The sequence below is a fragment of the Rhodococcus sp. RCBS9 genome, assembly GCF_029457415.1.
GTDB classification, from domain to species: Bacteria; Actinomycetota; Actinomycetes; order Mycobacteriales; family Mycobacteriaceae; genus Rhodococcus_F; species Rhodococcus_F qingshengii.
Window position 1 is genome coordinate 5,675,259 of sequence record NZ_CP120422.1, and the last position, 12,577, is coordinate 5,687,835.

General features: G+C 64.2%; 12 protein-coding genes. 11 read left to right on the forward strand and 1 reads right to left on the reverse strand.

The features are described from left to right. Window position 1 precedes the first annotated feature (1 nt). The 9 genes from P0M12_RS26730 to P0M12_RS26770 all read left to right on the forward strand — a co-directional run bounded on the left by P0M12_RS26730 (window position 2) and on the right by P0M12_RS26770 (window position 9,622). A complete protein-coding gene (locus tag P0M12_RS26730) occupies window positions 2-1,201 on the forward strand; it encodes a glycosyltransferase 87 family protein (protein WP_225320370.1) in 1,200 nt (399 codons plus the stop codon). Window positions 1,202-1,570: 369 nt separating this feature from the next. Further along, window positions 1,571-1,891, forward strand: coding sequence for an integration host factor, actinobacterial type (mihF, locus tag P0M12_RS26735; RefSeq protein ID WP_003944825.1), 321 nt, complete (start codon window positions 1,571-1,573; stop codon window positions 1,889-1,891). Between the two features lie 36 nt (window positions 1,892-1,927). Beyond that, window positions 1,928-2,527, forward strand: coding sequence for a guanylate kinase (gmk, locus tag P0M12_RS26740; RefSeq protein ID WP_003944801.1), 600 nt, complete (start codon window positions 1,928-1,930; stop codon window positions 2,525-2,527). Window positions 2,528-2,625: 98 nt separating this feature from the next. Next, window positions 2,626-2,925, forward strand: a complete 300-nt coding sequence (gene rpoZ / locus P0M12_RS26745; protein ID WP_003944996.1) for a DNA-directed RNA polymerase subunit omega — start codon at window positions 2,626-2,628, stop codon at window positions 2,923-2,925. Window positions 2,926-2,969: 44 nt separating this feature from the next. Further along, window positions 2,970-4,220: a bifunctional phosphopantothenoylcysteine decarboxylase/phosphopantothenate--cysteine ligase CoaBC gene (coaBC, locus tag P0M12_RS26750; protein WP_085989960.1), complete on the forward strand. Its 1,251-nt coding sequence runs from the start codon at window positions 2,970-2,972 to the stop codon at window positions 4,218-4,220. A gap of 188 nt (window positions 4,221-4,408) precedes the next feature. Further along, window positions 4,409-5,623: a methionine adenosyltransferase gene (metK, locus tag P0M12_RS26755; RefSeq protein WP_003944827.1), complete on the forward strand. Its 1,215-nt coding sequence runs from the start codon at window positions 4,409-4,411 to the stop codon at window positions 5,621-5,623. Between the two features lie 25 nt (window positions 5,624-5,648). Continuing rightward, window positions 5,649-7,667 (forward strand): primosomal protein N', encoded by a 2,019-nt coding sequence (locus P0M12_RS26760; RefSeq protein ID WP_082239108.1) that lies wholly within the window; start codon window positions 5,649-5,651, stop codon window positions 7,665-7,667. Window positions 7,668-7,752: 85 nt separating this feature from the next. Beyond that, on the forward strand, window positions 7,753-8,508 hold the full coding sequence (locus P0M12_RS26765) for a PadR family transcriptional regulator (RefSeq protein ID WP_306300747.1): 756 nt from the start codon (window positions 7,753-7,755) through the stop codon (window positions 8,506-8,508). A gap of 94 nt (window positions 8,509-8,602) precedes the next feature. Then, the gene (locus P0M12_RS26770; protein WP_277377090.1) at window positions 8,603-9,622 is read left to right on the forward strand and encodes an alpha/beta fold hydrolase; all 1,020 of its coding nucleotides are present in this window, start codon (window positions 8,603-8,605) and stop codon (window positions 9,620-9,622) included. Window positions 9,623-9,679: 57 nt separating this feature from the next. Here the strand turns inward: P0M12_RS26770 and P0M12_RS26775 are convergent, their stop codons facing one another. Then, entirely contained in the window at window positions 9,680-9,886 is a 207-nt protein-coding gene (locus P0M12_RS26775) for a hypothetical protein (RefSeq protein ID WP_003944900.1), read from the reverse strand. A 288-nt stretch (window positions 9,887-10,174) separates the two neighbouring features. On the opposite strand from P0M12_RS26775, the gene fmt reads away from it, so the two are divergent. Together fmt and P0M12_RS26785 are read left to right on the forward strand one after the other, a co-directional pair. Then, window positions 10,175-11,098, forward strand: coding sequence for a methionyl-tRNA formyltransferase (gene fmt, locus P0M12_RS26780; protein ID WP_042445672.1), 924 nt, complete (start codon window positions 10,175-10,177; stop codon window positions 11,096-11,098). Continuing rightward, the gene (locus tag P0M12_RS26785) at window positions 11,095-12,543 is read left to right on the forward strand and encodes a transcription antitermination factor NusB (RefSeq protein ID WP_003944903.1); all 1,449 of its coding nucleotides are present in this window, start codon (window positions 11,095-11,097) and stop codon (window positions 12,541-12,543) included. Before fmt ends, P0M12_RS26785 begins: the two co-directional genes overlap by 4 nt. Window positions 12,544-12,577 lie beyond the last annotated feature (34 nt).

Sequence of the window (12,577 nt, forward strand, 5' to 3'; positions counted from 1 at the left end):
GGTGAATCGTTGGTGGCAGATCGGACTTCTCGTCGCGGCGTGCGCGCTGCTGGCCACCGGGTTCCAATCCGTCACCGGCGTACACGGCGACGATCTCGCCGTGTACCGGACAGCGGGTCAGGCCGTCCTCGACGGCTCGAACCTGTACGACGAGTCGTTCAACGCGAGACTGCCGTTCACGTATCCGCCCTTCGCTGCGCTCGTCGCCGTTCCAGTCGCCCTGGGTTCCTGGGGTGCGGTCCAGTGGGGATGGAGTTTCGTCAGCCTCCTGATGCTGGCCGCGATCATCGTGCTCAGCTATCGCGAAGTCCCGTTCACACGTAAGCGGCCAGTCGTCGTCTACGTGGGTTTCCTGGTCCTGTGGACGGCGGCATCGCCGATCTCCGATCACCTCGGGTACGGCCAGGTCGGGTTGTTTCTGACTCTCCTGTGCTTGATCGACGTGCTGGCTCGACCACGGTGGATTCCCGAGGGCGTGCTGGTGGGGATCGCCGGCGCGGTCAAACTGGTGCCACTCGTCTACATCGGTTACTACGTGATCACCGGGCGCTGGAAAGCAGTTGCGGGCGGCCTCGCCGGCTTCCTCGGCGCCACGGCTCTGGGCTTTGCGGTTCTCCCACGCCAGACGATCGACTACTTCGGCGACATCGCCTCACTCTCGGGGCGCGTCGCCGTCGGTGACCCGTCCGTGTTCGGTAACCAGTCCGTGCGTGGAATGGCCTTGCGGCTACTTCCCGAGGGCCTGGTGGGTCCGGCATGGCTCGTCGCCTGTGCGGTGTTGGGTGTCCTCGGAATTGTCGCGACGCGGCGCGCTCAGCGCCTGCGGGGCGATCTCGCCGGTTTCACGGTGGTGGCTCTGCTGGCGGCAATCGTGACTCCCATTGCCTGGACGCACCATTTCGTGTGGTTGGTGCCGGCGGTCGGTGTACTCCTCGTTCCGATCAAGTCTGGCGTGGGGGAGGGCACTCGATCGGTCCCTGTGTGGTCCTGGATCGCGATCGGTCTCACCGCTGTCGTAGTGCTGTTTCGGCTTCCTCGAGTCGGCGCGGACATGGATATCCCGGTAGTCGGCTTCGTGCTGGAGAATTCATTGCTCTGGGCGAGCCTCGCGGTAGTGCTCGCTCTGGCCGCCCCCGGCGTGAGTCGCATCGAACCCGAGACGGTCGACGCCGGCGATCCGAAATCGTCGCTGCAGACCTGAAAACGGGCCGCGACACGCGCATAGGCGCCGAAAATGCTCGAAAATTTTGGATGTGTCGGCGACCACGTTCATTCCCGCAGGTAACGATTTCGCACACTCGCACGGGGGTGTCGCACGCTATGGGTCGAAATACATTGTGTTACAGTCTATTTCGGTACTGTACGCACGTTCGTGTGGCGTCGAATTCGTCTCGATCCAGCCGAAAACGGTGACGATCCGTGACATCGATTCGACGCGCATAACCCACCGCGATCTGCATCGGACCGCGGGGGGTGGGTTAGCAATTCGCGCCAGGCGTGAGTACGGTCGCTATCGCTGCTGGTTATCAGCGGAATAGACAAAATTTGCACACGACGAGACGGAGGAACCGTGGCCCTTCCCCAGTTGACTGATGAGCAGCGCGCTGCTGCTTTGGAGAAGGCAGCTGCTGCCCGCAAGGCCAGGGCTGAGCTCAAGGAGCGCCTGAAGCGTGGCGGCACCGACCTCAAGCAGGTCCTCAAGGACGCCGAAGACAACGAAATCTTGGGCAAGATGAAGGTTTCGGCACTGCTCGAGGCGCTGCCCAAGGTGGGCAAGGTCAAGGCTCAGGAGATCATGACCGAGCTGGAGATTGCACCGACCCGTCGCCTTCGTGGCCTCGGTGATCGGCAGCGCAAGGCTCTGCTCACCAAGTTTGACTTCGAGGCCTGAGCCGACAAGTGATGATTGCTGACGCGGCAGTGTCTGATGATTGCTGACGCAACAGTGTCAGAGAGTAAGACCGCAGTGCGGAGGGGTCGGCTGGTTGTACTGGCCGGCCCTTCGGCTGTCGGTAAGTCCAGCGTCGTTCGCGAGCTGAGAACTCGGTTGCCTGAACTCGTTTTCAGTGTTTCGGCGACCACTCGCGATCCCCGTCCAGGTGAAGTGGACGGCAAGGACTACCGATTCACCTCCCGTGAAGAATTTCAACGGATGATCGACTCCGGTGAACTTCTCGAATGGGCGGAAATCCACGGCGGCCTGCAGCGCTCCGGCACCCCCGCAGCTCCGGTCGAAGAAGCGCTCGAAGCTGGAAAGCCCGTTCTCGTCGAGGTCGATCTCGCCGGAGCACGAGCTGTCCGCAAGGCGATGCCCGAGGCTCTGTTGGTGTTCATGGCTCCACCGAGCTGGGACGTTCTGGTGCAACGGCTGACCGGACGTGGAACCGAAACGGAAGACGTCGTGGCGCGCCGACTCGAGACGGCCCGAGTGGAATTGGCCGCACAGGACGAGTTCGACACGGTCATCGTGAACGAGGATGTAAGCCGTGCTTGCGATGAGTTGGTATCCTTGTTGGTTGGGAACTGATTCCGCACCCTTCGGGAACCGATTTCCACCCCGTTTCTCAGATATCCGGATCGATAAAACTAGTTCTTCAATGAAGATCTAATTCAGGAGACACAAGAGTGAGCAGCACTTCAGCCGCGTCCGCAGCAGGTCAGGGCGCTCTGCCTGCCTACGACACCCCGCTCGGCATCACCAACCCGCCGATCGACGAGTTGCTCGAACGCACCTCTTCCAAGTACGCCCTGGTCATCTACTCGGCCAAGCGCGCGCGCCAGATCAACGACTACTACAACCAGCTCGGTGACGGCATCCTCGAATACGTCGGACCTCTGGTCGAGCCCGGTCTGCAGGAAAAGCCGCTGTCCATCGCGTTGCGTGAAATCCACGCTGATCTCCTCGAGCACACCGAAGGCGAGTGAGCACCACATCTGCCGCACCCGAACCTCGTTCGGGTGTCGGGGGAGTGTCCGACGCGCCCACATCGATACGTAAGCGCATTGTCGTCGGTGTCGGTGGGGGTATCGCCGCGTACAAGGCGTGCTCGATCATCCGCAGCTTCACCGAGAGCGGTCATCACGTCCGCGTGATTCCGACTGAATCCGCTCTGGAGTTCGTCGGGCGCGCGACGTTCGAAGCACTCTCCGGCAACCCGGTTCACACCGGCGTCTTCAACGACGTCCCGCAGGTTCCGCATGTCCGTCTCGGACAGGAAGCCGATCTGGTCGTCATCGCGCCGGCAACCGCTGATCTGATGGCGCGAGCGGTCATGGGTCGCGCAGACGACCTGTTGACGGCCACTTTGTTGACCGCGCGCTGTCCGGTCGTCTTCGCCCCAGCAATGCACACCGAGATGTGGGAGCACCCCGCAACGGTCTCGAACGTGGCGACACTGCGTTCGCGCGGCGTCCACGTGATCGAACCTGCCTCCGGGCGTTTGACCGGGAAAGACACCGGAGCCGGTCGACTTCCCGAACCCGACGAGATCGTCGGGTTGGCATCGTTGCTCCTCGAGCGCTCGGACGCGTTGCCGCGCGACCTGGAGGGTCGCCGCATTCTGGTCACCGCCGGCGGTACTCGCGAGCCGCTCGATCCCGTGCGCTTTCTCGGTAATCGCAGCTCGGGCAAGCAGGGCTACGCGCTCGCCCGTCTTGCCGCGCAACGCGGCGCGCACGTGACACTGATCGCCGGGTACACGGCTGATCTCGCCGACCCCGCCGCTGTCGACGTCGTGCACATCAAGACGGCCGAAGATCTCCGGTTGGCAGTGGAAAAGCACGCACCGGGACACGACGGAGTCGTCATGGCTGCGGCTGTCGCGGACTTCCGCCCCACCACCGTCGAAGGCAGCAAGATCAAGAAGGGCGCAAACGAACCCGACTCGATCAGCCTCACCAGAAATGCCGACATCCTCGCCGGTCTCGTCGAAGCGCGTCGTGACGGCGACTTGGATGCTCGAACGGTGATCGTCGGATTCGCCGCTGAGACCGGTGACGCCCATGGTGACGTTCTCACCTATGCCCGCTCCAAGCTTGCCCGCAAAGGTTGCGATCTCCTCGTGGTCAATGCGGTCGGCGAGGGCAAGGCGTTCGAGGTCGATCACAACGACGGTTGGTTGCTCGGTTCCGACGGCTCGGAGTCCGCTCTCGAACACGGATCCAAGGCTTTGATGGCCAGTCGAGTACTCGACGCCCTGGTCAAGCTCTTTCCCGAGTAGCGACACGCGCCCGGTGGTGAGAGTTACCCCACGATAATCGGGTGAGTACAAGGGTGTTGCGCAGGCGGTCCAACCGTTATCGTCGGCTCAGCCCCCAGCTAACAAAGCATGACAAAACGGTCACCGAACGGTGATTCGGATACTTCAATAAGCTGTAGTCAAGAACTCAGTCGTCGAGAGGGAGATCTGTGAGCAAGTCCGGCAGTCGGCTATTCACCAGCGAGTCCGTCACCGAGGGGCACCCGGACAAGATCTGTGACGCGATCAGCGACTCGATCCTCGACGCGCTGCTCACCCAGGACCCGCGCGCCCGCGTGGCCGTCGAGACACTGGTCACCACCGGCCAGGTTCACGTAGCCGGTGAGGTCACGACCACTGCGTACGCGGACATTCCGAAGATCGTGCGCGACACAGTCCTCGAAATCGGCTACGACAGCTCCGCAAAGGGCTTCGACGGAAATTCGTGCGGCGTCAACGTCGCGATCGGCGCCCAGTCGCCCGAGATCGCGCAGGGTGTCGATCACTCGCACGAGGCTCGCGTCGACGGAATCAGCGACGACGAGATCGACCGTCAGGGTGCGGGCGACCAGGGCCTGATGTTCGGCTACGCCACCACCGACACGCCGGAACTGATGCCGCTGCCCATCGCGCTGGCTCATCGTCTCTCTCGCCGGTTGACCGAGGTCCGTAAGTCCGGCGTGCTGCCGTACCTGCGCCCGGACGGCAAGACCCAGGTCACCATCGAGTACGACGGTGACAAGGCTGTCCGTCTCGACACCGTGGTCATCTCCACCCAGCATGCCGCTGACATCGACCTCGACAACCTGTTGACGCCCGATCTTCGTGAGAAGGTGCTTCACTCGGTGCTGACCGACGTCAACCTCACCGATCTCGACACCTCCGATGTTCGTCTGCTGGTGAACCCGACGGGCAAGTTCGTCCTCGGTGGCCCGATGGGTGACGCCGGTTTGACCGGGCGCAAGATCATCGTCGACACCTACGGCGGAATGGCTCGCCACGGTGGCGGCGCGTTCTCCGGCAAGGACCCGTCAAAGGTCGACCGCAGCGCTGCCTACGCCATGCGCTGGGTGGCCAAGAACGCTGTTGCCGCAGGTCTGGCCGACCGCATCGAGGTTCAGGTCGCCTACGCCATCGGCAAGGCAGCTCCGGTCGGACTCTTCGTCGAAACCTTCGGCACCGAGAAGACCGATCCGGCACGGATCCAGAAGGCGATCACCGAGATCTTCGACCTGCGTCCGGGAGCGATCATCCGCGACCTCGACCTGCTGCGCCCGATCTACGCGCAGACGGCGGCATACGGTCACTTCGGTCGCACCGATATCGACCTCCCGTGGGAGAGCACCGATCGCGCCGACAAGCTGCGTAGCGCAGCTGGTCTCTGATCACTGACGTACAGACGGGGCGCGGGTGGGCGCGGAAAGAGTAGCGGCAGAAGTCGATCCGGTCGCCCGGGTGCTGCCGATGCTCCCGCTCGCTCACCTCGACCGTGAATTCGACTACCTCGTTCCTCGTGAACTCGAAGCGGATGCGCAGCCCGGAGTCCGGGTGCGCATCCGCTTCGCTGGTCGTCTGGTGGACGGTTTCATCGTCTCGCGCGAGGCGACCAGTGACCATCAGGGGAAGTTCGGCTGGCTCGAACGCGTCATCTCGTCCGAGCGGGTCTTGACGGCCGAAATCGCGCAAGTCGTCGATCGTGTGGCGGAGCGTTATGCCGGAACCCGTGCCGATGTTCTCCGTTTGGCGGTACCGCCGCGGCACGCGAAGGTCGAGGCGGAACCGTGGGGGCCCGCCGAGCCGCCGTCCGCTCCTGAACCGATCGAAAATGGTTGGCATCTCTACAGATTCGGTGACGCCTTCCTGTCCGCCATTCGCGAGTCGAAAAGCCCACGTGCGGTCTGGCAGGCGTTGCCTGGTGAAAACTGGCCACTGCGCCTGGCCGAACTGGCCGGGGCCGTAGCGGCAAGTGGTAAATCCGCGATCCTGGTTGTGCCCGATCAACGCGACCTGGACCGCGTCGTCGCCGCTTGTACCGAACTCTCCGGAGCGGATGCGGTGGTAGGTCTGTCCGCGGGCCTGGGGCCGGCCATGCGATACCGAAGGTGGCTCGCTGCACTGCGCGGGACCGCCCGGATCGTCGTCGGCACGCGGAGTGCTGTTTTTGCGCCGACGGCCGAGACCGGTCTTGTCGTCGTCTGGGACGACGGCGACGACAACTTGTCCGAGCCGCGGTCGCCGTATCCACATGCCCGCGAAGTTGCCGTCCTGCGTGGCTACGTCGCCGGGTGCGCCGTCGTGATCGGTGGGTTCTCCCGTACGGCAGAAGCGCAGGTACTCGTCGACTCGGGATGGGCGCACGATCTGGTCGCTACGCGGGACGTCGTTCGTGCCCACGCACCCAAGATCACCGCGCTCGCCGACAGCGATCAAGCCTTGGCCCGCGATCCGGGAGCCAGAGCGGCTCGTTTGCCCGCTATTGCATTCGCGGCCGCCCGGCGCGCTCTGGGTGAGGGCAACGGAGTCCTGGTGCAGGTGCCTCGGCGGGGGTACGTACCGACCCTGGCCTGCGGAAAGTGCCGTGCCCCGGCACGGTGCCGTCGGTGCAACGGCCCACTGGCTCTTCCCGCTGCGGCAGGTCCCGACGGCGCCGGGACACCGGCGTGCCGCTGGTGCGGGGTTGCCGATGCCGCCTACCGATGTCACGCGTGCGGGGCGAAAGCGTTGCGCGCAGTGGTGGTCGGTGCCGGCCGGACCGCCGAAGAACTCGGGCGGGCGTTTCCCGGTGTGAAAGTTGTTCTGTCCGGGGGCAGTGATGTGGTCAAGGAACTGCCACATGGGCCCGCGTTGGTGGTCTCGACAGTGGGTGCGGAGCCGGTGATGACCGGCGGCTACGGCGCCGCGCTCTTGCTCGACGGCTGGGCACTGCTCGGCCGGCCCGATCTTCGCGCCGCCGAGGAAACACTCAGACGCTGGATGTCGGCTGCTGCCATGGTGATTCCGCTGTCCGAAGGCGGTGAAGTTGTGGTTGTCGCAGACTCGGGTATCCCGACGGTGCAGGCGTTGGTCCGATGGGATCCAGTGGGGCACGCACAGTCTCAATTCGAGGAGCGAGACGAGGTCGGCTTTCCTCCGGCCGTTCACATGGCTGCGATCGACGGTGGATCCGCGGCAATTGCGGAGTTGGTGGATTCAGCTGATCTGCCGGCAAGTGCTGTACTGCTCGGACCAGTGGAACTGCCTGCGGGGGAGAGGCTTCCGTATTCCGGTGAGGACGAGAGCGGTGTCGCGCCGGAGCGAATGCTGGTCCGCGTTCCACGCAAGGACGGTCGCGGCCTTGCGGACGCTCTGGCACATGCGAGGGCCGCGCGCAGTGCGCGGAAGTCTTCGGGTCCGGTCCGCATTCAGATCGACCCACGCCGCATCGGCTGAGTTTCGAGTTGTCGGAGGAATCCTTGCGCTACCCGATATGACGATATATCGTCGAACTATCAACGATAGTGATGGAGGTTCGACGATGGATGCAAGTTTCCCGAACGAGGGGATGTTCGGCCGGCGCGGTTTCTTCGGCGGTTTCGGCCGTGAGCAACGGCCACCATTTGTGATGTGGGTGCCGACGGACGACGGCGCGTCGGGCGATGGTCCCGGCGATCGAGACGGTGGACGACGCGGTCGACCGCACGAGCGGCCGGGCTTCGGTGACATGCCACGCAGAGGCCATCGGCGGGGGCGTTTCGGTCCAGACGGCGGACCCGGCCCCGGCTTCGGTCCGGGCGCTCAGTTCGGTCGCGGGCGAGGACGTGGCGGACGAGGTCGTCGAGGAGATGTGCGCGCTGCGATTCTGCTGTTGATCGCGGAAGAGCCGATGCACGGCTACGAATTGATTCAGCAGATCGTCGAGCGCAGCGGCGGCGTCTGGAAGCCGAGTCCGGGCTCCATTTATCCCGCGCTGTCCCAACTCGAGGACGAAGGACTGGTGATCATCGAAAAGGTTGCCGGCCGCAAAACCGCCAAGCTGACAGAAGAAGGCGTCGCGTACGTCGAGGAACATCGCGCCGATCTCGGGGCGCCGTGGGATGACGTTCGTCTCAGCGTAGGGGAGCCGGAGCAGGACCTTCGAGAACTGATCGGCCAGCTGATGGGCGCGGCCGGTCAAGTGGCTGCTGTAGGCACACCAGCGCAGGTCAAGGCCGCAGCCGACGTGCTTGTCGAGGCGCGCAAATCGCTCTACCGAGTGCTTGCCGGTGATGACTCCGATGAAGGCGGCAATTGAGACGTCGGATACCTACTGTTCGGTAGGGTATGCGCCTCGAAGTTTCTGGTGTTACGGTCAGCTCCCTCGTAGGATCAGAGCAGGAGCAGGAACAATGTCTGGCGTCAAACGGTCTGTGGGACTGACATTTTCGGTAGCAGTGGCGCTGCTGATTGGAGCACCGCCGGCGATATCGGCTGCAGCACCGACGCTCCCGTCTGCGAGTGCCGACGCGATGGATGTTCCCCTCGTCATCGGCCCAGGCCAGGTGTCGCGTTCGGTAGCCACCGCATTCGCTCATGCTCATCCAGGATCCGCACCTGCCGGATCGAACGATTTCGGCTGTGAGCCTTCCGCCACGCATCCCCGACCGGTTGTACTCGCCCACGGAACCGACACCGAGGCGTACGCGGATTGGGCGGCCCTGTCGCCGGCACTGGCAGCTGACGGCTACTGCGTCTTCGCTCTCAATTACGGCGGTGCGATCAAAGAAGAAGACGGGGACGTCGCACACGAGACCTACGGCGTCGGCGACATAGTCGGTAGTGCCACCGCGTTCGGTTCTTTCGTCGATCAGGTGCTGACCGCGACCGGAGCGGACAAGGTCGACGTGATCGGCTATTCCCAAGGCGCGACGGTGACGCGGTACTACGTCAACAAGATGGGCGGCGACGCCTACGTCGATCATTGGGTCGGTTTGGCTTCGCCGACCTACGGCGGGGTGATGTTCGGGTTGGTTCCGATCGTCCGCGCGATCCCCGGCGGAGAGGACTTTGTCGAAGACGTCTTTTCGCGAGCTGTCCGTGAGCAGATGCAGGGGTCGGATATGTTGAACGCCCTCAACGACGGCGGCGACACCGTACCCGGAGTGCGCTACACGACCATCGGGTCCACTGTCGACGAGATGATCCAGCCGTCCTCGAACATCGCGCTCCGCGATGCCGGTGCAGAAAACATCGTCCTCCAGGATCTGTGCCCGTCGAACCTGACCGGCCACTTCCGCATGCCGTACGACCCCTACGTGATCGACGTCATCCGGACGGTCCTCGACCCCGATGCCGAGCGGCACGCTTCGTGCAGCGCGGTGCCGCTCGGCACGGATATTCCGCAAGTGGTCATCGACGCAAATTCGTGAGCTGCAAATTCGTGAGCTGCTAACTCGTGAGCACCGAGATCACGTGGGTCGGGATGTTTACTCGGCGAGCTTGGCAGTGGCCTGCGCCCACAGGAAGAACTTGTTCGTTCCGAGGTCGCGGACGGTCTTGATGTTGAACGCTGCCTTCAAATGTTCTGCGTCCGAATCGCTTACGCCGTTGAGTGCCGCGACCGGGGCGTCCGCCAATTCTTCGACGGACTTTCCTGCGTAGGCCTTGTCGAACTTACTGTCGATGCCTGCCATCTAAGTTCCTCCGTGTGATCGGTGTATCCCGTATCAGCCTCCGCCGAGTGGCGACGACAGAAACAGTCAATACCGAGGACCGGTGAATGTGCAGGGTTCTGATCAAAGAAATTGCTGAGAAAGTGGTTCGGTGCGGCGCGAGGTAGGTCGTAGCTCTCGCAGTCCTTAGACTGACAGTTCCACCCACCGACACATCCGGGAGCATTTTCGTGAGTTGCAGTCCACCGCGTTCGACAGGCCGATCGGCTGATCAGAGTCCGAAGAGCCCAACGAAACGGGAGAGCTGACATGCGCGTCGTGTTCGCCGGAACACCCGAACCCGCGGTTCCTTCACTGCGTCGGCTCATCGAATCCGCCGACCACGAAGTGGTAGCCGTCGTCACGCGTCCGGACGCTGTGGCGGGCCGCGGTCGAAAAGTCACCCGATCGCCGATCGGTCTGCTTGCCGACGAGCACGGCATCCCGGTGCTGACGCCGGCCAAGGCGTCCGATCCCGACTTCGCGGCCGAACTCGCCCGCCTCGAACCGGACTGTGCACCCGTCGTCGCCTACGGAAACCTGTTGCCACAGAACGTCCTCGACATTCCGAAATACGGTTGGGTCAATCTGCATTTCTCGTTGCTTCCCGCGTGGCGCGGCGCCGCGCCGGTGCAGGCCGCGATCAGTGCCGGTGACGAGGTGACGGGTGCGAGCGCGTTCCGTTTGGAAGCCGGGATGGATACCGGCCCCGTGTACGGAGTGATGACCGAGCGGATTCGCGACACCGATACGGCGGGCGACCTGCTCGGACGTCTCGCGGAAAACGGCGCTGCCCTCCTCGAATCGGTACTCGACGGACTCGAGGCCGGCGAGATCAACGCGGTTCCGCAGTCTGCCGACGGCGTCTCGTATGCCCCCAAGGTGACGGTGGACGCGGCCCGCGTGCGGTGGGAACTGCCCGCTCGCACAGTGGACCGGCATATCCGAGCCGTCACACCCGCACCCGGGGCATGGACGATGATCGGTGATCTTCGAGTCAAGGTCGGCCCGATCACCGTCACGGACGAGACCCTGGCAGTCGGTGAGATCTCGGTACGCAAGGATGGTCTGTACATCGGTACCGCGACCACCGCGGTGCGACTCGGGCAGATTCAGCCCCCGGGCAAGAAATTGATGTCGGCAGGGGACTGGGCACGCGGTGCCCGACTCGACGCGGAGGTACGAGCACAGTGACCGAATCACGACGACCGGCACGGCGGACACAGGGTCCCGGAGCCAAGAACGGCGGCGGCGCCAAGAACACCAAGCCGAAGCAGGCCAAGCGGCCTGATCCGGCAACCGCCGGGCTCGATCAACCGCGTCTGGCGGCGCGTGACGTCCTGCGCGCGGTCCGTGAGCGTGACGCGTACGCGAACCTGGTTCTGCCAGGGCTCCTGCGTGACCGCAAACTCGACGCACGCGACGCTGCGCTGGCAACCGAACTGGCGTACGGCGCGGCACGTGCTCAGGGACTGCTGGATGCGGTGATCGCCCATGCAGCGGGTCGGCCGATCGAAGAGATCGACGGAACGCTGCTCGATGTACTCCGACTCGGCTCGTACCAATTGCTGCGCACTCGTGTCGCACCGCACGCTGCCGTCGCAACCTCGGTCGATCTGGTCCGCGCCGAAAACGGCCAGGGCCGAGCAGGATTCGTCAATGCGGTCCTGCGCCGTGTTTCCGAACGCACCCAGGAGGAGTGGGTCGAGCTGCTGGCCCCGAAGGACCCGGTCGGCCGGCTCGCCTTCGAGCACGCTCACCCCCTGTGGATCGCGCAGGTATTTGCCGACTCGCTCGGCGCTGCTGCCGGTGAACTCGAAGACGTCCTGATCGCCGACGACGCCCGCCCTGCAGTACACCTCGTCGCCCGCCCCGGCGAGATCTCCGCCGAGGAGCTAGCACTGGTGACCGGCGGCGAGATCGGGCCGTACTCGCCGTACGCCGTGCATCTCGACGGCGGTGACCCCGGACAGCTCGAGGCGGTCCGCCAAGGCTTGGCGGGCGTGCAGGACGAGGGCAGTCAGCTGGTGGCCCGCGCCCTCAGCATTGCTCCTCTCGAAGGTGAAGACTCCGGACGCTGGCTCGATCTCTGCGCAGGTCCGGGCGGTAAGGCAGCGCTTCTCGGCGCTCTCGCCGGTATCGAAGGCGGGCGACTCGACGCCGTCGAGCCCGTCGAACACCGTGCCGAGTTGATTCGCAAGACCACTCGCGAGCTTCCCGTGGACGTACACGTGGCGGACGGCCGCGAATCCGGGCTCGAACCCGGATACGACCGCATCCTCGTCGACGCTCCCTGCACCGGGTTGGGTGCGCTGCGTCGGCGCCCGGAGGCACGTTGGCGTCGCCAGCCGTCCGATGTGGCTCCGCTCGTGAAGTTGCAGCGTGAATTGCTTGCTGCCGCAATCGAACTGGTTCGCCCCGGCGGAGTGGTGCTGTACTCCACGTGCTCGCCGCACTTGTCGGAAACGCTGGCAGTGGTCGCCGATGCGGTGCGGCGTCACGGCGTCGTGGAACTCGACACCAAGGAATTGGTGCCAGGTGTCCCGGACGTCGGAGACGGATCGTCGGTTCAGTTGTGGCCGCATCGACACGGCACGGACGCTATGTTCATGGCCGCTTTGCGCAAGCCGCTGGCCTGATCGGATGACTTCTGGGCATCGGTAGTCGTATGGT